Origin of the sequence: Epilithonimonas lactis (genome assembly GCF_900110605.1) — a bacterium.
GTDB classification, from domain to species: Bacteria; Bacteroidota; Bacteroidia; order Flavobacteriales; family Weeksellaceae; genus Epilithonimonas; species Epilithonimonas lactis.
The window spans coordinates 798,920-820,464 of the sequence record NZ_FOFI01000001.1 but is presented as its reverse complement, the minus strand read 5'-3'; the positions used below and the strand labels follow the sequence as shown (position 1 = coordinate 820,464).

At 38.3% G+C, this 21,545-nt stretch carries 25 protein-coding genes; 10 read left to right on the top strand and 15 right to left on the bottom strand.

From position 1 onward, the window contains the following. Positions 1 to 96: 96 nt before the first annotated feature. Entirely contained in the window at positions 97 to 600 is a 504-nt protein-coding gene (gene purE / locus BMW39_RS03840) for a 5-(carboxyamino)imidazole ribonucleotide mutase (protein WP_034977456.1), read from the bottom strand. Between the two features lie 38 nt (positions 601 to 638). Between purE and BMW39_RS03835 the strand changes: the two genes are divergently transcribed. Both BMW39_RS03835 and BMW39_RS03830 read left to right on the top strand, forming a co-directional pair. Continuing rightward, the gene (locus BMW39_RS03835) at positions 639 to 1,595 is read left to right on the top strand and encodes a DMT family transporter (RefSeq protein WP_083391876.1); all 957 of its coding nucleotides are present in this window, start codon (positions 639 to 641) and stop codon (positions 1,593 to 1,595) included. Positions 1,596 to 1,667: 72 nt separating this feature from the next. Continuing rightward, the gene (locus BMW39_RS03830; protein WP_051880004.1) at positions 1,668 to 2,168 is read left to right on the top strand and encodes a hypothetical protein; all 501 of its coding nucleotides are present in this window, start codon (positions 1,668 to 1,670) and stop codon (positions 2,166 to 2,168) included. Positions 2,169 to 2,220: 52 nt separating this feature from the next. Here BMW39_RS03830 and BMW39_RS03825 read toward each other — a convergent pair whose 3' ends face one another. From BMW39_RS03825 to BMW39_RS03815, 3 genes are read right to left on the bottom strand one after another with little or no spacing between them, the layout of a single operon-like run. Continuing rightward, positions 2,221 to 3,330 (bottom strand): 5-(carboxyamino)imidazole ribonucleotide synthase, encoded by a 1,110-nt coding sequence (locus BMW39_RS03825; protein WP_034977453.1) that lies wholly within the window; start codon positions 3,328 to 3,330, stop codon positions 2,221 to 2,223. 31 nt (positions 3,331 to 3,361) lie between these two features. Next, positions 3,362 to 3,802: a nuclear transport factor 2 family protein gene (locus BMW39_RS03820; RefSeq protein ID WP_051880003.1), complete on the bottom strand. Its 441-nt coding sequence runs from the start codon at positions 3,800 to 3,802 to the stop codon at positions 3,362 to 3,364. 2 nt (positions 3,803 to 3,804) lie between these two features. Then, positions 3,805 to 4,341, bottom strand: a complete 537-nt coding sequence (locus tag BMW39_RS03815; protein ID WP_034977447.1) for a DUF1543 domain-containing protein — start codon at positions 4,339 to 4,341, stop codon at positions 3,805 to 3,807. Between the two features lie 85 nt (positions 4,342 to 4,426). Here BMW39_RS03815 and BMW39_RS03810 point away from each other — a divergent pair, with 85 nt between their 5' ends. Together BMW39_RS03810 and BMW39_RS03805 are read left to right on the top strand one after the other, a co-directional pair. Next, on the top strand, positions 4,427 to 5,257 hold the full coding sequence (locus tag BMW39_RS03810; RefSeq protein WP_034977443.1) for a sulfite exporter TauE/SafE family protein: 831 nt from the start codon (positions 4,427 to 4,429) through the stop codon (positions 5,255 to 5,257). Continuing rightward, positions 5,257 to 5,643, top strand: coding sequence for a DUF1634 domain-containing protein (locus BMW39_RS03805; RefSeq protein ID WP_034977440.1), 387 nt, complete (start codon positions 5,257 to 5,259; stop codon positions 5,641 to 5,643). The genes BMW39_RS03810 and BMW39_RS03805 overlap by 1 nt, the downstream gene beginning before the upstream one ends. An 81-nt stretch (positions 5,644 to 5,724) precedes the next feature. On the opposite strand, the gene gloA2 is transcribed toward BMW39_RS03805, so the two are convergent. From gloA2 to BMW39_RS03785, 4 genes are read right to left on the bottom strand one after another with little or no spacing between them, the layout of a single operon-like run. Next, positions 5,725 to 6,102, bottom strand: a complete 378-nt coding sequence (gloA2, locus tag BMW39_RS03800; RefSeq protein ID WP_034977437.1) for an SMU1112c/YaeR family gloxylase I-like metalloprotein — start codon at positions 6,100 to 6,102, stop codon at positions 5,725 to 5,727. A gap of 40 nt (positions 6,103 to 6,142) precedes the next feature. Beyond that, positions 6,143 to 7,018, bottom strand: a complete 876-nt coding sequence (gene blaESP, locus BMW39_RS03795) for an ESP-1 family subclass B3 metallo-beta-lactamase (protein ID WP_074719292.1) — start codon at positions 7,016 to 7,018, stop codon at positions 6,143 to 6,145. Beyond that, positions 7,015 to 7,593: a hypothetical protein gene (locus BMW39_RS03790; RefSeq protein WP_034977432.1), complete on the bottom strand. Its 579-nt coding sequence runs from the start codon at positions 7,591 to 7,593 to the stop codon at positions 7,015 to 7,017. Before BMW39_RS03790 ends, blaESP begins: the two co-directional genes overlap by 4 nt. Further along, the gene (locus tag BMW39_RS03785) at positions 7,587 to 8,657 is read right to left on the bottom strand and encodes a diphosphomevalonate/mevalonate 3,5-bisphosphate decarboxylase family protein (RefSeq protein WP_034977429.1); all 1,071 of its coding nucleotides are present in this window, start codon (positions 8,655 to 8,657) and stop codon (positions 7,587 to 7,589) included. The genes BMW39_RS03790 and BMW39_RS03785 overlap by 7 nt, the downstream gene beginning before the upstream one ends. A gap of 394 nt (positions 8,658 to 9,051) precedes the next feature. Here BMW39_RS03785 and BMW39_RS19125 point away from each other — a divergent pair, with 394 nt between their 5' ends. The 3 genes from BMW39_RS19125 to BMW39_RS03775 all read left to right on the top strand — a co-directional run bounded on the left by BMW39_RS19125 (position 9,052) and on the right by BMW39_RS03775 (position 11,811). After that, positions 9,052 to 9,231 carry a hypothetical protein gene (locus BMW39_RS19125; protein ID WP_131474348.1) on the top strand — a complete coding sequence of 60 codons (180 nt, stop codon included), beginning with the start codon at positions 9,052 to 9,054 and terminating at the stop codon, positions 9,229 to 9,231. A gap of 281 nt (positions 9,232 to 9,512) precedes the next feature. Beyond that, positions 9,513 to 10,418 carry an ABC transporter ATP-binding protein gene (locus BMW39_RS03780; RefSeq protein WP_034977426.1) on the top strand — a complete coding sequence of 302 codons (906 nt, stop codon included), beginning with the start codon at positions 9,513 to 9,515 and terminating at the stop codon, positions 10,416 to 10,418. 82 nt (positions 10,419 to 10,500) lie between these two features. After that, a complete protein-coding gene (locus BMW39_RS03775) occupies positions 10,501 to 11,811 on the top strand; it encodes an ABC transporter permease (protein WP_034977423.1) in 1,311 nt (436 codons plus the stop codon). A gap of 57 nt (positions 11,812 to 11,868) precedes the next feature. Here the strand turns inward: BMW39_RS03775 and BMW39_RS03770 are convergent, their stop codons facing one another. Next, positions 11,869 to 13,218 carry a DEAD/DEAH box helicase gene (locus BMW39_RS03770; RefSeq protein WP_034977420.1) on the bottom strand — a complete coding sequence of 450 codons (1,350 nt, stop codon included), beginning with the start codon at positions 13,216 to 13,218 and terminating at the stop codon, positions 11,869 to 11,871. Between the two features lie 151 nt (positions 13,219 to 13,369). Continuing rightward, positions 13,370 to 14,536, bottom strand: coding sequence for a sensor histidine kinase (locus BMW39_RS03765; RefSeq protein WP_034977418.1), 1,167 nt, complete (start codon positions 14,534 to 14,536; stop codon positions 13,370 to 13,372). A 132-nt stretch (positions 14,537 to 14,668) separates the two neighbouring features. Here BMW39_RS03765 and BMW39_RS03760 point away from each other — a divergent pair, with 132 nt between their 5' ends. Beyond that, entirely contained in the window at positions 14,669 to 15,535 is an 867-nt protein-coding gene (locus BMW39_RS03760) for an aldose 1-epimerase family protein (RefSeq protein WP_051880002.1), read from the top strand. 43 nt (positions 15,536 to 15,578) lie between these two features. Here BMW39_RS03760 and BMW39_RS03755 read toward each other — a convergent pair whose 3' ends face one another. The 3 genes from BMW39_RS03755 to BMW39_RS03745 form a co-directional block, all read right to left on the bottom strand. Further along, positions 15,579 to 16,307: a hypothetical protein gene (locus tag BMW39_RS03755; RefSeq protein WP_034977412.1), complete on the bottom strand. Its 729-nt coding sequence runs from the start codon at positions 16,305 to 16,307 to the stop codon at positions 15,579 to 15,581. Positions 16,308 to 16,339: 32 nt separating this feature from the next. Beyond that, the gene (locus BMW39_RS03750; RefSeq protein WP_034977409.1) at positions 16,340 to 16,885 is read right to left on the bottom strand and encodes a hypothetical protein; all 546 of its coding nucleotides are present in this window, start codon (positions 16,883 to 16,885) and stop codon (positions 16,340 to 16,342) included. Positions 16,886 to 17,013: 128 nt separating this feature from the next. Then, the gene (locus tag BMW39_RS03745) at positions 17,014 to 19,008 is read right to left on the bottom strand and encodes a S9 family peptidase (RefSeq protein ID WP_034977406.1); all 1,995 of its coding nucleotides are present in this window, start codon (positions 19,006 to 19,008) and stop codon (positions 17,014 to 17,016) included. A gap of 81 nt (positions 19,009 to 19,089) precedes the next feature. On the opposite strand from BMW39_RS03745, the gene BMW39_RS03740 reads away from it, so the two are divergent. Both BMW39_RS03740 and secG read left to right on the top strand, forming a co-directional pair. Continuing rightward, positions 19,090 to 19,701: a T9SS type A sorting domain-containing protein gene (locus BMW39_RS03740; RefSeq protein ID WP_034977404.1), complete on the top strand. Its 612-nt coding sequence runs from the start codon at positions 19,090 to 19,092 to the stop codon at positions 19,699 to 19,701. Between the two features lie 61 nt (positions 19,702 to 19,762). Next, positions 19,763 to 20,104 (top strand): preprotein translocase subunit SecG, encoded by a 342-nt coding sequence (secG, locus tag BMW39_RS03735; RefSeq protein WP_034977402.1) that lies wholly within the window; start codon positions 19,763 to 19,765, stop codon positions 20,102 to 20,104. 68 nt (positions 20,105 to 20,172) lie between these two features. Here secG and BMW39_RS03730 read toward each other — a convergent pair whose 3' ends face one another. Then, on the bottom strand, positions 20,173 to 20,766 hold the full coding sequence (locus BMW39_RS03730) for an HD domain-containing protein (RefSeq protein ID WP_034977399.1): 594 nt from the start codon (positions 20,764 to 20,766) through the stop codon (positions 20,173 to 20,175). A gap of 14 nt (positions 20,767 to 20,780) precedes the next feature. Then, the gene (gene pepE / locus BMW39_RS03725) at positions 20,781 to 21,473 is read right to left on the bottom strand and encodes a dipeptidase PepE (protein ID WP_034977396.1); all 693 of its coding nucleotides are present in this window, start codon (positions 21,471 to 21,473) and stop codon (positions 20,781 to 20,783) included. Positions 21,474 to 21,545: the final 72 nt, after the last annotated feature.

Here is a 21,545-nt window from a genome sequence, read left to right as displayed (position 1 = left end):
GCGTAGGCAAAAAAGATTGGGAACGGAAGACGGAAAAGCTGCCATAAAAAAATAATAAATAGCTTTCAACGTAGTCAAATAGCTGCCCAAATACTTCTATTGATCAAACTGATTCGGATGCAATTTCTTGATGTCATCCACAGTTCCAAGCACTTTATCCTTCAATGAGTTTTGGTACATCTCTAATTTTTGAGAAACTTCTGAATCTGAAGTGCCAATGATCTTTGCAGCGAGAATTCCTGCATTTGTCGCACCATTTAGCGCAACTGTTGCAACGGGAATTCCGGATGGCATTTGCAAAATGGACAGCACCGAATCCCAACCGTCGATGGAATTTGAGGATAAAATCGGAACACCGATCACGGGCAAACTGGTACAGCTGGCGACCATTCCTGGCAAATGAGCTGCGCCGCCTGCTCCTGCGATGATGACCTTCAGGCCTCTTTCTTTTGCTGTTTTTGCGTAATCGAACATTCTTTCGGGCGTTCTGTGCGCGGAAACCACGGTGAGTTCGTACGGGATTTCCAGAGATTTCAAAAAATCTGCTGCTTGTTGCATGATTGGGAGATCGCTTTGGCTGCCCATTATTATTCCGACCATTTTTTCAAGTTTTATTAGATGCTCAAAGATAAAGATTTATGAGTAAAACTCGGGATTTTTGGAATATCTTTGTTTTTAATTCTTTCCATTTGACTTCCAAAACCATCATTTGTATTTTTATCGTTGCCATCGTTTGGGGAACGACTTTTTTGGGCATCAAGATCGGTGTGGAAACTGTTCCGCCTTGGTTTGTTGCAGGATTGCGTCAGTTTTTGGCAGCAATCATCCTTTTTCCAATTTTACTTTTCAAAAAAGAACTGAAATGGATCGGCTGGAAAAAACTTTCTATTCAAATGACACTTTCTACCTTGATGTTGATCGGCGCGAATGGATTGACCACCGTTGCAGAGAAAGACCTGACGAGTAGTTTGACGTCGTTAATCAGCGCACTTTCGCCAGTTTTCATATTCATCGGAAGTATGATCATTGGGATGGAGAAGTTCACTTTTCGGACTTTGATCGGGCTTTTGATGGGATTGTTTGGTGTGGTTTTTATATTTTGGGATGGGATCAACGACCTTGCAAATCCGGATTATCGAAATGGATTGTTGATCTTGCTCCTGGCCATCTTGTGTTGGGGCGGCGGAACGATCTACACCAAAAAATTACACTCGGAAAACAACAATCTGTTTCTGAATCTCTTCTATCAATTTGCCTTTGCAGGCGTTGTACAGCTGATCTTCGCCTTCACCTTTTCTGAGGAGATCAATGTGGCAAAATGGTCTGCGCAAAGTATCTCGGCAATCGTTTATCTTGCAGTTTTCGGTTCTGTGACTGCCTTTTTCGCTTATCATTATTTATTGAAAACATTACTTCCGACACAGGTTTCCATTCTTTCTTATGTGAATACGATCATCAGTATTTTCCTAAGTTGGCTGATCTTGGGCGAGACGATCTCCGCAAAATTCATTCTGGCAACGGCCTTCATTATTTGTGGTGTTTTTGTCATTAATTATAAACCAGGAATGTTAAAATTCAGAACAAAACAGTCATAGTTGATTGTCGTATCAATATATTTTTTAATTTTAAAATTAATAAAAACACTTTAATAAATTAATTCTCAAACAATGAAAAAAACCTTGATACTAGCTTCTACAGCTATTTTACTATTCGCAACATCTTGTAAGAAAAACGAAACCGTGATCACAACGGACGGCTCTGACACATTGAGCGTTGTAAAAACAACTGAAACTACAACCTTGGCCAACGATGAAGCCAAAGCAAAAGTTGATAAAGCACAAGCTGACCTGGATGCTGCCATAAAAAATGGCGATAAGAAAGCAGAAGAAGCTGCGAGAAAAGCTCTTGCTGATGCCAACGTAGCCTGGGAGAAGACCAAAAATGTAGTCAACAACGCCGCTCAAGATGTGAAGGAAGGCGTAGACAACACGGTGGACAAAGCAAAAGTTGCAACTGAAAATGCGAAGCAGGACATGAAAGAAACTGCCCAAGACACCAAGGAAGCCATCAACAAAGCCGGAAAAGACGCCAAAGATGCGACCAGAAAAGCAACTGAAGACACCAAAGAAGCTTACAACAATACACTTGACAAATTGAAAGCAAAATAGTTTTCAATTTTATATAAAAAAGAAAAGCAAGGTTTTAGGCCTTGCTTTTTTGTTAGGCGATCACTTTTACAAGCGATTTGATGTGGATCAACTTTTCCATCAATTCTTCTCTGGAATCTGCGAGAACATTGATGTGTCCCATTTTTCGTCCCGGTTTTGTTTCGGTTTTTCCGTAGAGATGAACGTAGGTTTTTGGCAATTTGAGAACTTCCTCCAAACCTTGATATTTTACTTTTCCAGAATGGTTTTCTTCTCCTATCAAATTCAACATTCCAGAAAATCCGCAAGCATCCGTATCGGCCAAAGGTGAGTTTGTCACTACTCTGTAAAATTGCTCGAACTGGGAATTTGAATTTCCCTCTTGAGATTGATGTCCAGAATTATGAAGTCTCGGTGCGGTCTCGTTGACCCAAACTTTTCCGTTTTTATCAAGGAACAATTCGATGGCAAAAAGGCCTGGAGAATCGGCACTTGAGATGAATTGCTTACCGATTCTATCAATTTGATCTTGGACATCTTTTGAAATGTCGGCCGGGCAAATATTAAAATCCAAAAGATTCAGTTTCGGGTCGGCAACCATTTCGGTTACGGGAAAAGTTTTGGTTTCGCCATTCTCATTTTTGGCAATGATCAAAGATAATTCTTTATCAATATCAACCAGATCTTCCAAGACAGATTCCTGCGTCCAAAGGTTTCTCCAATCTTGTGTTGTACGGATCAATTGTACGCCCTTTCCGTCGTATCCGCCAGTATTGAGCTTTTGAACGAATGGCAATTGGATCTTGATCTCTTCCTCACTTCCATCCATAATTTCAAAATCCGGTGACAGAATACGATTTTCTTCGTAGAATTTTTTCTGAAGGATTTTTTGTTGAATGATTTTGATAATATTTGAATTTGGAACAACCTTCACACCAAGATTTTCAAGCTCTTCCAAAGCTTCAACATTCACATGTTCGATTTCAATCGTTACGACATCCTTGTCTCTTCCAAATTCCAGAACATCATCATAATCATTGAAATTCCCTCTCACGTAATGTGAAATATTGGCGCAAGAACATTCTGGATTTGGGTCTAGAACATAGAATTCATCATCATATTTCAGTGCTTCCTGAATGAACATTCTTCCGAGTTGTCCGCCTCCTAAAATTCCGATTTTCATTTTATACTTTTCTTTTTACTATTAGATTTATTTACTTCTTACAATTGTCATTTCGCCTTGTATCAATGATGTATTGGATCTTCCATTCGTTATTAGTCTTAACCAATTGAAAAGAATTGACACCACAATGCGAAAACTTTCCTTGATAATAAAACTCATAAGGTGTCCATACAGAAGCGAGATTTCCATCAATCAAAATATTAGAAAAAGTGATTCTCTCGTCCAAGCTTCCCTTCACAGCTTTGGAAATACTCACCGCAAAATCTTTGATATTTTCATTTTTCACCTCACCATTTTTTGCGATGGTCTGCAGTACAGCAGTTTTTGAAAAAGCGTTTGTAATTTTGGTAGAATCCGAAGTTTTCATACCATCAAACAAACTATTGATAGAGGCTTTGATCTGTAGCTCATCTGAACTTTGAGAAAACGCGAAGGTTGATATCAACAAAAAAAACAATGAGAATGTTTTCATAATTATTTGATTTTAAAATAACCGATCTCCATCGGATTTTCTTGATGTTCAACTTTTGATTTTTCAAGAATAAGCGAATATTTGTCCTTTGTAATTTGAGACAGCAGATCGTTGACCGTGTAAAGATCATCTATGTCAACTCCAAGTTTGTCATCAATATGGCTGGGTGCATTTTTAAAACCCATCGTCTTGTAAAACTTAGTTTTCTTCACACGTTTGATGACTTCTGCCATAGACGTCCCGACCATCAGATGCTGCTCGTGAAACTCTTCGAAATGTCCCAATTTGTAGCCGCCAAGATTGATAAAAAACAGCTGATCATCATTAGCTGCAGAAGATTTCTCAATAATCTTTACCTCATAACCATCAACGAATTTCACTTCCTGATAACAATCCATATGTAGCTTGACACCTTTCCAAAATTGTTTGATCTCCGGGTACAGATCTTCAACTCGTTCGGCGATACCAAAGAAAACATCGTGTTGTTCGATATTTCGTTCTGCTGGCTCTGCTCCCAGGATGATGTAGAATAATTTCATTTTGGAAAAATTGTTACACAAAAATACATCAAAATTATCTTTTTCAAAGTTTGTGTACCCAAATCAATCCTTTTATATTTGTGGGATGTCAGAAATCATAATTCTATTTGTTGGAGCTATCGCAGCTGGATTGATGGGATCTCTTACCGGACTGGGCGGCGGCGTCATTATTATTCCTCTACTCACACTCGGTTTTGGCGTTCCAATGCATTACGCGATTGGCGCTTCTCTTATTTCGGTGATAGGAACCTCTTCCGGAGCAGCAGTGGCTTTTGTGAAAGAAGGTTTCACCAATATGCGGATCGGAATGTTCCTGGAGATTGCGACCACAGCTGGTGCAGTTTCTGGCGCATTGGTCTCAGGATTTCTGAATCCGAATACAATCGGGATCATCTTCGCGAGTATCTTGATCTTAACGGTTTTATTGAATTTAAAAGGAAAACCAGACCATCAGGAAACTCTAATCAAGGGAAGTCTTGCCGACAAACTGAAACTCTACGGGACTTTTCCAGACAAAGATGGCATCAAACATTATGCTTCCAGAAACACTATTCCAGGATTTCTGATGATGATCTTTGCTGGCGCAATGTCTGGACTTTTGGGCATCGGTTCCGGCGCTTTGAAGGTTTTGGCAATGGACAATATGATGAAATTGCCTTTCAAAGTTTCTACGACAACGAGTAACTTTATGATTGGCGTTACGGCTGTTGCAGGCGCGTTGATCTATTTTCAAAGAGGACAGATAATTCCAGTGATTGCTGCGCCGGTTTTGATTGGTGTGGTGGTTGGAAGTTTCATCGGTTCGAAAACTTTGATGATCTCTAAAACCAAGAAACTGAAAGTATTTTTCGCAATCGTAATCACGATTCTTTCAATTTATATGATGTACAACGGTGTAACCAAAAATTTTCATTAATGAGAACAAAACCATTTACAGACGTTGACCTGAATCGTTCCGTTGGGAATCTCCTGAGATTGGGTGTGCTACTTTCCGTCGTGACTTCTTTGGTTGGATTTATCAAACTTTTTATGGAAGGTTTTGTGATGCCGAAGAAGTACAAGCTTTTGGATATGGGAACGACCTCAGAAAAAGTGTGGGGTCAATTTTGGAATTCGCTGATGAAAGGCGAAGGAATGGCAATCATCCAGCTAGGAATTTTGTTCCTGATTTTAACGCCGTTAGTAAGAATTATTTTTGCCCTAATCGGTTATCTTAAGGAGAAAGATTACGTTTACGTTGCCATTTCAATGATTGTATTGGCGATTATGACTGTGAGTTTTCTGACAGGTTACGCACATTAAATATAAATGATAATTGATGAATGATAATTGATTTTAATCTATCAATTTAGTCTATAATCTATCCGTCTATTATCTCTAAGTCTAATTTTCGTAAAACTCCAAAGGCAAATTGTCTGGGTCGGTTGTAAAAAAGAATTTCTTCTCCGTAAACTCATCGATTCTGATGTCTTCACAACCCAAACCTTTTTCCATTAATTCATTTCTCTTTTTTTCAACATTATCAACAGAAAAAGCCAAATGACGAAGGCCACAACTTTCTGGTCTGGAAGGTCGTTCTGGCGGATTTGGAAATGAAAACAATTCGATGACATAATGTTCTCCGATGGCCAAATCTAACTTGTAAGATTGTCTTGCTTCACGATAAACTTCACGAATGATATTCAAACCTAAAACTTCGGTGTAGAATTTTTTGGAAACTTCGTAATCGGAGCAGATGATGGCAATGTGATGGATTTTCATTTTATTGTATTACGTATGATGTAAAAAAGTATAAAGTAATTTATTTTGTTTGAGATTCCTCTTTCACTTTTTCCAGGTAATCATCTTCCAAACCCTTCAGTCTTTTGAAATAATTTTCCTTATCCATAAACAATTTCGGATTGTAGGCATCGCCTTCTTTTCGTTTTTTGTGAAGGTCGAATTGGCTTGCGTGAGAAGCCACCCAAACATCGAAATCCAGTTTTTTCATTGCATCAAGTGTGTAAGCATAATCTTTTTGGATGGTTGGATACGCTTTCACATCAGAAAATTTGTGGTCGATGATGATGGAAGGCATATTCGCAATCAAGACTTTGTATTTTCCATTTTTATCTTTCGTTTCGAAGATAAAACTGCACGAGCCTTTTGTGTGACCTGGATGATGAAGCAAAGTCAAAGTCGTGTTTCCCAGTTTGATTTTGTCATTATTTTTCAAAAGGAAATCAGGCGATAACGGTTTGAAGGTCACGCCATATTTTCCCAATTCGTAATCCGATTTTCCACCAGATTTCAGTTCGGCAACATCAGCTTCGTCCACATAAAGTTTGGCGCCAGTTTCTTTTCTGATATCGGCCATTGCGCCCATATGGTCGAAATGTGCCTGGGTCAAAGTCAGGATTTTCGTGTCCTTATATTTGAATCCGAGCTTCTCGATATTCGCTTTGATTTGAGGATAAGAATCCGCCAAACCAGTGTTGATAAGGATATTCCCTTTGTTCGTCACGATGAGATACGACGCCAAATCGTAAGTTCCAACGTAATACAAATTCCCCACAATTCTGAAAGGTTCGTAAGGTTGCGACCATTCTTTCGGGTTGTTTTTTGGCTCTGTTACGGTTTGTGCATTTCCGGTAAAGGAGATGATTAGCAGAAGTATTAGGGTAAGTTTTTTCATCATAAAATTGTATTATTCAAATAATTATCAAAACTAACATTTTCTATTTTGTTGATGTTTTGACTTAAAAAATTGTAATCTCTTTTAATTGGACCATTATATTTTTTATAAAACGAATTAATCAAAACTTTTAATTTGGTTTTTGAAATTGGTAAATGTTTAAATTCTAAGACAAACTCTTCACTTTCTGTTATAATATAAATACCTATCGAAGAATTTCTTTGAAGTAGATTATAATTTGAAATTTCTTCCCAGAAAATCGTTCTTGTATTTGAAAAAGTGATTCCAATTTTATTTATGACAATCTCAGGATTTTTTCTTAAATGCTTTGCTATAAAATAATTGGCTACAAAACTGAAAAAATAACCAAGAATAATTATGATTAAAAACTTCGGCTCATAGTTATTATCTCGAAAATACTGAAAGCCTACAAAAGTGAATATTGTTGGGATTATAAAATATTGGGCATACACAATACTACTTTTTTCAATAACAATTTTATCCGCAAAATTATCCAGATAGTAATACCTATTCTTTCTTGAGCGATGTCTGCTCTTATTTTTAAGGAATCTTACCATCTCATCACATCCTTCACAACGCCTCCTTTCTGAGTCAACGGAATCAATTCTGTCGTTATGAAATCTGTGATTCTTTTATTATCAATATCATTCGGGAAGAGCAAGTGAACGTTTGCGCCAGCGTCCAACGTGAAGAACAAAGCCAAACCTGTGATTTTTCTGAATTCCCAGATTTTGTTGATGACCTGCAAGGTTCCGGTTTGCATCAGGATAAAAGCCGGCTCACTCATCATCATCATTGCGTGAAGTGTCAACGCTTCGTGCTCTACGAGTTTGATGAAACCTTCCATATCACCTGTTGCAAGGATGGTTTTCAGTTTTGTGAAGTTTTCGTGTGCTTCCTGGAATCGTCTTTCGGCGTAAGGATTGGTGTTCATCAAGCCGTGCCCAACGGTGGATGAAACGGATTTCTGACCTTCGTGAATGAGCAACACCCAATCATTGAAGTTTTTGAAGATTGGATGGATTTCGTTGTTGTTATACGGAACAGCGAATAAATCTGAACTCCCCTCGACTTCTTTTGTTTTCCCCCAGACTACCAAACCTTCGTAGAGACTTCTGGATGCACTTCCACTTCCTAATCTTGCGAGGAAACTTTCTTTTTTGGTTTTTGTCAGGCTGAGGCTCTCGAAGCCTTCTTCCTTAGTAGTGAAAATATCATCCAGATTCATCAGGCATTTTGCAATCGCGCCGAACCCTGAAGCTGAACTTGCAATGCCTGAACTGTGAGGAAATGTATTTTCCGTTTTGATGATGTATTTTCCTTTGAGAATCCAAGGGAGATATTGCTCGATGTTTTTGAAATATTTTTCGATTTTCTCAGCGAATTTTTGTTCTTCATTTCCTGCAAGAAAGGTTTGAACGGAAAATTCTTCTCCAGCAATAAATTCCATTGTGGTGTTGGTTCTGCAATGGTTCAGCGTGTAGCTGATGCTGGGATTTGCCGGTATTTGGTTTTCGTATTTTCCCCAATATTTGATGAGGGCGATATTGGACGGACAGCTTGCGGAAACCGCTTGGTTTGATATGTTGAATTGGGAATTTCCCAAAAATTCTTGAGTCATAGTGTTGCTTTTGGCTTTGGCAAATTTAAAATAAAATAGTTGTTTATGGGAATTTTGAACGCAAAGTGCACAAAGATTTTTTGGACTTATTGAAAATATTTTTAAGGTCCGCAAAGACGTAAACTCAGCAAAGAGATTGAAAACACATTTCGTCAAGCCTTCGAATAATTACGAAATCTCTTTGTATCATTTCTTTGTGTAGTTGATTCATTACTTTGAACCAGTGATTCATTACGTTAGGTCATTGATTCATTTAGTTGAGCTTTTGATTCATTTAGTTAAGGCGGTGATTCATTTAGTTGAGCCGTTGATTCACTTAGTTGAGGCGTCTTCACGTATTCATCGGCATTTCCTGCAATTGGGATTGTGTTTGATTTGAATTTTTGAAGGATAAATGAAAAGTTTACAGTCTAAGATAACTGCATCATCCAAATCTGTTGTTACAACGAATATAGACAGTGATTGTCATTCCTTAGGAAACCTAACGAAGTGGTTCGACGAAGTCAATCTAAACCGTCTTCTCTTCAGTGCGTTGAGATTCCTACGGAATGACAAACAAACTGTTGAAAACTAAGTTATTAATAATTACAGGTATCGATTATTAACTTTTTTGGACTGACAAAGAACAGTTCAATTACAAAGTTTTTCTGTAACATTTTTGAGATTAATGAACTAATTTTGTGAGGTTTTAAAAATCGTCGATGGAAAGACGAAACCTCAACATAGCCCCGATTGTAGTGGAAATCCTTTTTTGAAAAAAAAGATTGCAACGGAAAGCGGGTGGGACAGGTGAATCGAAGGGGAAATCGTCTTGCTCCTCAATATTATTTATTCATTTTTAATTACAGATTATCAATGCTGAAAGCTGAAAATATCAAAAAAACATACAACGCGGGGAAGAAAATTGCGCTTCAGGATTTTTCTATCGATGTGCCTACGGCGAGTATTTATGGGCTTTTGGGTCCGAATGGTGCGGGGAAAACGTCGTTTATCCGTATCATCAATCAGATTACGCAGGCAGATGAAGGCAAGGTTTGGATTGATGGCAAGGAACTGAATCCGGAACACATCCGGAACATCGGTTATATGCCGGAAGAACGCGGACTTTACAAGAATATGACGGTGGGCGACCAGCTTTTGTATTTTGGGGAATTGAAAGGAATGTCACGTGCAGAAGCGCTTTCCCAAGCTAAATTTTGGTTTGAACAACTGAATATCGACCAATGGTGGAAGAAAAAACTGAGCGAACTGTCAAAAGGAATGGCACAGAAAATCCAGTTTGTGGTAACGGTTTTGCACCGACCGAAATTGTTGATTCTAGATGAGCCTTTTTCTGGATTTGACCCTGTGAATGCGAACCTCATCAAAGACCAAATCATCCGTCTGAAAAATGAGGGAACGACCATTATTCTATCGACGCACCGAATGGAAAGTGTGGAGGAAATGTGTGATTTTGTGGCTTTGATTAACAATTCTAAGAAGGTTTTGGACGGGAAAGTTTTTGATGTTCGCGAGCAATTCAAACAAAATGTTTTCTCTGTGGTTTTGGCGGACACGAATGCTGAAAGTCTGGAGGAACTGACGAGAAAATATCAGATTGAAAATATGACGACTAACAATGGTTTGTTTCATTTTGAACTGAAGAATTCTGAGAATCAAAATATTTTGCTTCAGGATTTGGTGAAAACGGGAACGATACGGACTTTCAATGAGAAGATTCCTAGTATGAATGAGGTTTTCATTAATGCGGTTAAAAATTAGTTTTTAGTTTCTTGTGTTTAGTTTTTAGATTTTTTCTGAACTAAATACCAAATACTATAAACAAAATACTATAAAATTTTAGATGAAAAATATATATTTAATTACCAAAAGGGAATTTTTGACGCAGGTCAAGAAGAAATCTTTTATTATTCTGACGATTCTTGCGCCACTTTTGATGGTTGGTTTTGGGGTTTTGATTGGTTTTATGTTCAAGGCGAACGAAGCGGAATATCATTTTGATGTGGTGGACAAAAGCGGACTTTTCGCGGGACAATTGAAATCGACGAAAGAAATCACTTACACTTTTGTGCCTGAAAATACGGAAAACGCACTCGTCAAAAACCTGAAAGATTTGAAGGGATCCGACGGTTTACTCATCATCCCGGAACTGAAAGATACCAATTTTGATGCTTTGGAAAGCGGGACAAAACTGTTGACCAACAAGAAGGTCGGGATGGATACGAAAAATTTGGTCTCGGCTGACCTAAGCAATATTCTGAAAAAGGAAAAAATAAAACAACTTGGAATCAAGGAAGACAGAATTGTGAATCTTGATAAGAATTTCAAATTGATTTCGCAAAACGTGACGGAAAGTGACAAGCCGGAAAGTGACCTGGCTTTCGGCATCAAAACCGCGCTGAGTATGGGATTGATGTACGTTGTGTTTATGTTCATCATCATCTACGGCGTTCGTGTGATGCGAAGTGTTTTGGAAGAGAAAAATAACCGCGTAGTGGAAATTATCATCTCATCTGTGAAACCATTTGAACTGATGATGGGGAAAATATTGGGTGTGACTCTCGTTGCTTTGACACAGTTTATTGTTTGGATTGCAATGACCGTGACAGCGGCGATTTTCTTGAATACAGGATTTTCGGCAATGCAGAAAAACATTCCGGCTGGAGAAGAAGGCGTTCTTAAAAACCTGGACATCCAGCAGATTGCGACGGAAGTTTCGCACATTCTTTTGGATATGAATTATGTTGGAATCATCGGCGTTTTTGTGTTTTTCTTTTTGTTCGGATATATCTTTTACAGTTCGATGTACGCGGCGATTGGAAGTGCGGTTGACAATGAAACTGAGACGCAACAATTCACTTTGTTTGCTGTTGTTCCGCTGATGTTGGGACTTTACGGAAGTTTCACGATTATGAATAATCCGGATGGTCCGATGGCTTTTTGGTTGTCCATCATTCCGTTTACTTCGCCGGTTGCGATGATTGCGAGGATTCCGTTTGGGGTTCCACTTTGGGAGATTTTGTTGTCGATATTTTTGTTGATTGCTTCTACTCTATTAATGGTTTTCATTGCGTCGAAAATCTATAGAGTTGGAATTTTGATGTATGGGAACAAGGCGACTTTGAAAGAGATTTGGAAGTGGATCAGGAGTTGATCTTTCCATAATTTATTATAAACAAAAAAGAGATTCCAAATTTGGAATCTCTTTTTATTATTTCTTTCTCTTCGCAATAGACTTTGCTTTTTGCTGAGCTCTGTTCGCTCCGAATTTCTTTGGTTCTTTTCGCTTGCTTGGTCCGCCTAGATTGGTTTTTTTGTTCTTGGCTTTTTTCTCGTGGAAAGCAGATTCGCCTTCGTTGAGTTTGGCTGTGGTCAAGAATTTCATCTTCACTTCTTCCTGCTCCGATGCGATCTTCACTTTGGAAATTGTCACAGCTTCCGGGAATTCCGTTTTCTTGATTTCTCTGTCCATTAGAAGTTCGATGTCCAAAAGTTGCGCTTCTTCTTTTTTTGTGAAGAACGTGATGGAAATCCCTTCTTTGTCCGCACGACCAGTTCTACCAATCCTGTGAATGTATTGCTCTGGAACCTCAGGAACTTCGAAGTTGAAAACGTGCGAAATATCCGGAATATCCAGACCTCTCGCCATAATATCCGTCGTAATCACGCCTCGCAATTCTTCATTGGTGAATTCCTGCATTACTCTTAATCTGAAATTCTGAGATTTGTTCGAGTGAATTACACCAAATTGGTCAGGAAACTCAACATTCAGTTTTTCGAAGATCAGATCCGCGTGTTTTTTATTATTAGCGAAAATCAGAATTTTTTCTAAGTCTGTTTCTGTTTTAAGAAGATGAATTAATAAATTCAATTTGGTATTAAAGTTCTCCACCGGAACTGCAGATTGAGCAATCTTCTCCAAAGGCGTTCCTGATCTTGCCAATGAAATCTCAATTGGGCCAGCGAAATATTCGTTCAACAAAGCATCTACAGCATCTGTCATCGTTGCAGAAAAAAGGATATTTTGTCTTTTCTCCTTCATCATTTCGAAGATGTGCGTGAGCTGTGGACGGAAACCAAGGTTCAACATTTCATCAAATTCATCGATGATCAATTTGCCTACTTCCTTCAAAGAAATGGCATTGTCAATAGCAAGATCCATTACTCTACCAGGCGTTCCCACCAAGATGTCGCAACCGTCATTGAACAATAATTTTTGTGTATTGATGTTTTTTCCACCGTAGATTCCGATTACTCTTGCGGTCAGATTTTCTGTCATTTTTGTGATCACTTCGGTTACCTGAACCACCAATTCTCTGGTTGGAACCAAAACCAAAACGGTTGGATTTCCAGATTTGTTGTATTTCCAGGTTTTGAGGACTGGAAGTGTGTAGGCCAAAGTTTTACCTGTTCCTGTTTGGGCAATTCCCATCACATCGCGTCCGGAAAGTATCGGACCGATACTTTTTTCCTGAATAGGTGTTGGTTCAAAAAGATTGAGATCGGCTAGAACATCCAGAATCTTTTCCGGTAAATCGAAGTCTGCAAAAGTGGTTTTCATCTGGGAAAATTTATTTTAAAGTGGTAAAGAATAACATAGAAAATTAAAATTGTAACGAATTGATACAATATTTTCTTTGGTTTCAATCGGCAAAGATAGGGATTTTGAAATCAAGAGGAAAACTATTGATTTTTGGAGACAATTGTAAAACCTATTTCTGCTCTTCCCTCAAAACAATCCTAAAAGTCGTTCCTTTCCCCACTTCAGAATGGGCAATTTTTACTTCGCCTCTGTGATATTCTGTCACGACTCTTTTGGTCAATGAAAGTCCTAATCCCCAACCACGTTTTTTGGTGGAGAATCCCGGTTTGAAGGCATTTCTCACTTGTTGTTTTGTCATTCCGCTTCCAGAGTCGGTCACGTCGATATAGACACTCTTGTTTTTCTTGTAAAGTGAAAGTTCTAATTTCCCTTCACCTTTCATCGCATCGACAGCATTTTTGATCAGGTTTTCGATCACCCAGCTCATTAGGATTTTACTATGTGGAATCAGAACTGGTTCGTAGGTTTTTCTTAAAGTAAAATCAACTTTGGTAGAAATTCTGGATTTCAAATAATCGAAATTCTGCTGAACGGTTTCATTGATATCAAGATCATTAAGCGCAGGAATGGATCCGATCTTCGAGAATCTTTCGGAGATGGTTTTCAGTCTTTCAACATCTTTTTCGAGTTCTTTTACGCCTAATCCATTTTCATCTTCGAGTTTCATAATTTCGACCCAACCAATCATTGATGACAATGGCGTTCCGATCTGATGCGCTGTTTCCTTAGCCAAACCAGCCCAAACAAAGCCTTCGTCGGTTTTCTTGAGAGTTCTCAGGAACCAAAAGGAAAATATCAGATAAGCTCCGATGAACAAAGCGATCAGGTACGGATAGAACCTGAAATAATTGAGAAGATCGGAGTTGTCGTAATAGATGAATTGATTTTGTCCAGACGGCAATTCTACAACAAAAGGATCGTAGGAATTTTCCATTTTTCGAATCAGATTTTTCAGTTTGAGGGAATCTTGTTCGATGTGTTCGGGAATGTTGGCTTGGAAAATGGGTGTTTTATGTTTGTCTGTCACAACAATTGGAAGATTGGTATTATCCTGCATTACAGCAAGATACAACTCCTGAATCTTAGGATCTGCTGAAATCTCATCATCAGTATAGGCTTTTAAAGCAGTACCAATCAGATTGATCTTCTGAATCTCCTGCTTCCTAAGATTGTCAATAATTAAAAAAGAAGAAACTGCAATACCAAGTACAATCGCCGTGAGTATAAAGTACACGACCCAACTGTTGATCCTTTTAAGAAAATTGAAACCTTTCATTATTGCTTATAAAACGGCAATTTAGGAATTTATTGTAAAATTGAGATTAGAGACAATAGATTTTTAGAGGATAGACTAATAAATCAAAGATTATCCTAGATTTGTAATCGAATAAATTTCAAAATAAAAATCATGATCCAACTTCAAAATACAAAACTAAAGGCCAGCTTCAACGAACTCGGTGCAGAACTGATTTCGCTAATTAATCTCGAAACAGGAAAAGAGATCATTTGGGAAGGCAACCCTGATTTTTGGGGCGGTCAAAGTCCAGTCCTTTTCCCGACTGTTGGCGCCTTGAAAGACGATTCTTATATTTTCAAAGGCGAAACTTATGAGATGCCAAGACACGGATTTGCCAGAAGAAAGTTTTTCGACGTGAAAAATTCTTCTGAAAATGAAGTTGTTTTTGAATTAAATTCTGATGAAGAAACCTTGAAATTCTATCCTTTCGATTTCAATTTGGAGATCAAATATACTTTGACTGAAAACAAGTTGACCGTTTCTTACAACGTAAAAAACACTTCGGAAAGAGAACTATATTTTTCGTTGGGTGCACATCCTGGATTTGCTATTGACACGAAGAATGGATTGAATTATGATGATTACGAGATTGCCTTTTCTGATGATGAAAAATTGGAAATCCATCCTTTGATCGATAATCTCATTAGCAAAAAAACCGAGACCATCAACCTGGAAAATAAAACACTTCCACTCACGCATAAACTCTTTTCAAAAGATGCGTTGGTCATGACCACGATGAAAAGCAGAGAATTGATTTTGAAAAACAATCAAAACAATCACAAAGTGATTTTCACTTTTTCAAACTTCCCATATTTCGGAATTTGGGCGGCAAAAAATGCTGATTTCGTTTGCCTGGAACCTTGGCAAGGCATTGCAGATATCGAAGACCACAACCAGGAATTAACTGAGAAATTCGGGATTTTGAAGTTGGAAAGGAATGAGGATTGGAAGGGTGATTGGGCTGTTGAAATTGAGTGATTAAAAACAAAAAAAGTGTTAGAGATTTTCTGACACTTTTTTGTTATCGAACAATTGATTTTTTCCATTCTTCAATCTGTTCTTCAGCACTTTTTGGTTTTTCTTTTGGAAGTTTTATTTTCTTTGGATCTAAAGTCAGTGTTAACGGAATTTTATAAATATTTGTATGAAATTCCCCATCAGAATCCTTCACTTTCCATTTTGCGTCACGAAGATAATAGTTTTCATTATCCGGAAGTTTTACAAAATCTGCTCGTGTACTAAACAATTCTACATAAGAAAATGCCCTTAAATCCGTATCAATGCTGATAAAATCTGCGGTCATTTCTACATCTGGTTTTTTAGCTTTAGCATTTTTGAACTTTTTCAAAATCATTCTTTTACCTCCAGGAATATCTTCCAAAAAAGTATGTGTGTAAACTGGTTCTTTCTGTTCTTTTTCTAATTTTTTATTTGGAAGGAGATAACCTGAATTCACATACACATATTTAGAGCCATCACTTGGAGAATCTGTTTTAGCAATTTGAAATGTATGCATCAAACTACTTTTATAATCATAAACAATCAGATTATATGCTTTTTTATCAAGTGTTGGGGAAAAACTTCCATAATAAAATAATTCTTTAGAATTAACAAATTGGTCATTAGATTTTGCATAACCATTCTTATGATTAGCCAGAGCATATTTAATTAAATAATCAAATTGATAAGTTTGTGAGAAAATATTATTTGAAAATAAAATCGCAATAACAAGTATAAATATTTTTTTCATTTTTAATTATAAATTGAACTCTGCAAATATATTTATTCTTTATCCAACTTATTCCAATATTCCAAAATCTCATTCTTGATATTCTCTGGTAGATTTTTAAAATTATCAGAATAAACATCTTTCGAATAACCACTTTCAGCAGAAGTTGAGATTTCGTAGAACTCAGCATTTTTTGAGAAAATCAAATGAACAGATTGTTGTTTGAAATCATAATCGTTCAATGAATAAATGAAAAGTGCGTCGATGCTTTTGTCTTTATCGTAGTCGGCAAAGGACTTTCTTTGTCCCCAAGAACTAATGATTCCCGCGTGCTCGATTTGTTTTTTGGCTTTCACTTTCCATTCTCCACCGATTTTTGTAAATCTTTGGAAAGTCATTTTATCAGGCTTCGCTCCTTTTTCGATTTTTGAAAAGATAAAGACATTGTCCTCACTGTCCGGCGAATTCACCTCGTCCACCTGAACAATTCTAACGCCTTCGAAAGGGAAATCTTTGTAAGAATCCTGATGCCTTACGATGTTGGAAACTTGCGCAGTCATCATCGTTCCGATGAATAGCATTGGTAATAAAATTTTCATATTCGTGTTTTTTATTTAGATAAATATAAAAAAATGCAGATGATAATTCAACTGCATTTTAATTTTTATTTAAAAACCACCCCGTCAAAAATTAAAAAATTTTTGACACCCCTCCAATGGAAGGGAATTTAAAGTGTTTCTTTCAACCATTCGAAGAATTCTCTTTGCCAAACCAAACCGTTTTGCGGATGAAGCACCCAATGGTTTTCGTTCGGGAAATAAAGGAATTTGGTTTTCAGACCTTTCAGTTTTGCGGCCTGGAAAGCTTCCTGACCTTGCTCGTAAGGAACTCGGAAATCGATTCCACCTTGGATCACCATAATCGGTTTGTTCCACTTGTCCACAAAATTACTTGGATTGAAGTCTGAATACGCTTTTGGTGTTGGCTTTTGCCAGTAATTTCCACCTAGGTCCCAATTGGCGAACCAGAGTTCCTCAGTTGTTCCGTACCATGATTTCATATCAAATAATCCATCGTGTGCAATGAATGTTTTGAATCTGTTCTCGTGAACACCAGCCAGCATAAACACGGAATATCCGCCGTAACTCGCACCAACAGCCGCTACTCTGCTTCCATCTACGTAAGGTAATGTTTTAGCGAAGTCGGTTGCTGACAAATAATCTTTGATCGGTTGTCCGCCCCAGTCGCCACTGATCGTTTCGTTCCATTTTACGCCCCAGCCTGGCATTCCTCTTCTGTTTGGTGCCACGACGATGTAGCCGTTTGCCGCCATCAAAGCGAAGTTCCATCTGGTGGAGAAGAACTGCGTCAGTCCAGATTGTGGTCCTCCTTGGCAATAAACTAGAGTTGGATATTTCTTATTTGGGTCGAAGTTGGGCGGATAATGGAACCAAACGCCCATTTCTTTTCCGTCAGTCGTTTTCACCATTTTCAGTTCAGATTTCCCATGAACCAGTTTGGAATAATTATCTTTATTGATGTCCGTGATCTGTTTCAATGCACCTTTGGAATCTACTTCGAAAAGGTCTGCATTGTGGTTGATGTCTGTTTTGGTGACCCAAAGTTTGCCTTTGTTTTCGAGTACGATCTCGTTGATATCAAAATCGCCTTTCGTAATTTGTTTTACAGTTTTATTTTTAACATCAACGGAGAATAATTGTTTCGTGCCGCGGAAAGCTGAAGTGAAATAGATTGCTTTTGCATCTGCACTCCAGGAAACATCGCCAGTTACACTTTCGTCCCAGGCTTTTGTAAGATTTTCAGACTTCATCGCCTTCCAATCCATGATCATAATATCATTCTTATCGGCTTCAAAACCGTCTCTTTCCATTGAGTTCCAAAGGAGAAATTTACCATCTGGACTGAATTTTGGATTAACATCGTAACCCATCATTCCTTCTGTAATATTCTTGGTAATGCCACTTGCCAGATCATAGCAATAAATATCTGTGTTCGTGCTTTGCGCATATTCTGCGCCGCTTTTTTTCTTGGAAACGTAAAGCAACTGCGACGAATCCGGACTCCAAACAAAATCCTCTGCTCCACCAAATGGTTTCTGTGGCGAATCGTAAGCTTTTCCCTCCAAGAGGTCTTTGGCCTTGTCCACAGACTCAGAAATATTCACTGTGAAAACGTGGTTGTACGAACCTTCGTTGAAAGCATCCCAATGTCTGTGATTAAGGTCTGTATAGATTTGAGCTGTCGTTTTTGGAAGATCTTTATACTTATCCTTCCCCAGAAGATCCTCGATATGAACGGCTTTGCTGAAAGCCACTTTTTTCCCGTCTGGAGAAATGACAATATTGTCAACCTCACCAATTGCATAGAATTCTGACCAAGTTTTACCTGAATCTTTCGACAAGAAAATTTGGTTGTTCTCTAGAGCGTAAATTCCGTTTTTGTCCCATTGGATCAGGCTTTTCCTGCCTAAATCAATTTTGGTAGATTTTCCGGAAAGGTCCAGCCAAAAAGCTTCGGAGTTTGACTTTTCGGTTTTGAGGTCTGTTTTGCTGACTTTGTAAATGAGAGAAGAATGGTCCGGCGAAACAGACTGTACACCCAACCGATTGAGCGTCCACATCGTTTCGGCAGTCATGACCTGTTGTGCATTCATCATAAAAGGTGTTGCTGCGATTGCAGTGAGGATATGTTTGAATTTCATTAAAATTGATTTAAAAAAAACTCGGACGAAGTTATTAAAATATTACGTAAATTTGGGTTTAACCCTTTAAAACTAATTTCTATGAAAAAACTACTACTATTTTCTTTGATGGTAATTTTCCAATTAGCATCTAGCCAAACCACAAAAACCGCTTATTTCAAACCACCTTCCAACTGGACCTCTGCTTGTGTCTGGCCCATTGTGATAGATCCACCTTCCACCGTTGATTTTTTTACACCGCCGGCAATGACTGCTACTTGCGAAGGCTGGTACAAGTACAGCACTATTTTTAACAAGGCAGAGTTTACCTTCAACAATTGTCTGTATGTTTACGGCGCTCCCGCTCATCCTGATTATATTTCTGTTTCTATCATTACGGAAGACACGATCTTCTACGATTTCTCAGCAGGTCCAATTTCCAATCCGCCGGCATGTCTTTTAGCTGTGAATGACCCTTCAAAAAGAGTGGCAGTGGTCAAGATCTTTCCAAATCCGGTGCAAGATTTCGTAAATATAGAATCAGATAAGAATTTCATTGCTTATGAAATTGTGGATGAATCCGGAAAATTGATTGTCAACAAAGACATGAAGGGAAGCAAAATCGATATAAGCAATCTGAAAACAGGCGTTTATTTCATTAAATTAAAATCTTTGAACAACGAAACCAATATTGTGAAATTTATCAAGAAATAAGTTTTATTATTGATTAAAATCCATATATTTGCGCTTCAAAATTTATTACTAAGACTATACTATGAGCACAATATTTACGCTGTTTATGATCTTGATCATCATTGCTAGCATCCTATTAGTTATCATCATCATGGCTCAGAATCCGAAAGGAGGCGGACTTTCTGGAACTTTCGGCGGTGCATCTGCTACTAATTTTGGGGTACAAAGAACCAATGATTTTATGGAGAAAGCAACTTGGACCTTGGGAGGAACTATCGTTGTTTTGATCTTCCTAAGTATCATCCTTACGGGAAAACCATCGCAAGTAGCGCCAACAATGCCAACACCAGCGAGATCTGAAGCGCCAGTAAATCAAGCACCAGCTAACAATACTCCAGCGACGCAAGTGCCTGCAACTAAATAATAGAATATTTCTAAAAATAAAAGATCGCCTCGAAAAATTTTCGAGGCGATTTTTGTTTGTGTCGGTTTTTAGTTTCTAATGATTTTGTTATCATCCAAACATCTTTCCATTAAGGTTTTAAAACAATCTCCCAGATCATCAGACGACCTGCAAATGGCGGTTTCCAACATTGCTCTCACCTGTTTCTCGGTAACACCAGCTTCTGTCCAGCTCTTTGCAGATGTATGGGCGTTGAGGATGAATGGCATGATCCTATCAATAGCGCAGGCGAAGATCGCATCGGGCGTTTTTTCCTCTTCGAACTCGATCCAAAGGTTGTAGAAATCTGTTGACAAAGGCTCATCCAAAATTCCAAATATCCTTTTTGCAGCCATCTTTTCACGTTCGAATTTACCTTGCATTCCGACTTCATCAAAAAGGAAAGTGTCGCCAGCGTCGATCTCTACCAAGTCGTGGATGGACAACATTCTGATGACTCTTAACAAATTGATGTTGTGATTGTCCTTGGCATAAGGATAAAGGATCTGTGCCAGAACGATGATCTGCCAGCTGTGTTCTGCTGTGTTCTCTCTACGGGAATCGTCGGCGTTGTAATTTCTTCTGTTGACATTCTTCAAAGCATCGATTGCCAGGATGAAGTCTATTTCTTTCTGGATCTTCATTTTTATTTTGTTAATTATAGTTCAGTTCCGGGATCTACTTCGTACGGTTCTTTTCCTTTTTCGAAGATCCTTGTCAATTCTGCGCCTTCTGTGGTCACTCGGTTTCCGATTCTTCTGATCCAGTTGCCTTCTCTCAGGCCAACAACTTTGATGTCATTTTGGGTCAGGAATTCTTTGATCCTGGTTTCTCTGGTTTCTCCGTTGTGTTTGATCTCGGGATTTGGGTCCAGGTAATGTGGGTTGATATTAAAAGGAATCAATCCCATACAATCGAAGCTTGGTGGATAGACGATGGGCATATCGTTGGTGGTTTTCATATTGACGCCGCCGATGTTGCTGCCTGCACTGCAACCTAGATATGGTTTTTCTGATTCTATATTTTGCTTCAAGACATTCATTAATCCTAATTCGTGCAAGGTCTTTACTAATAGAAATGTGTTTCCGCCGCCGGTGAAGAATCCCTGCGCAGAATTGACCGCTTCTATTTTATCCTCGAACTCGTGAAGGCCTTTGACATTGATATTAATCGTTGAAAAGAAATCTTTGGCTTTCTGCGTGTAGTCATCGTGGGAGATGCCGCCTGGTCTGGCAAATGGGATGAAGATGATCTCTGTGATGCCTTCAAACAAATTGACGAGTTCTGGTTTGAGGTATTCCAAATATTGTCCGCCGAAGAGTGTGGAAGTGGATGCGAGGATGATGTTCATATTGATAGTTGATAGTTGATAGTTGATAGTTGATAGTTGATAGTTGATAGTTGATAGTTGATAGTTGATAGT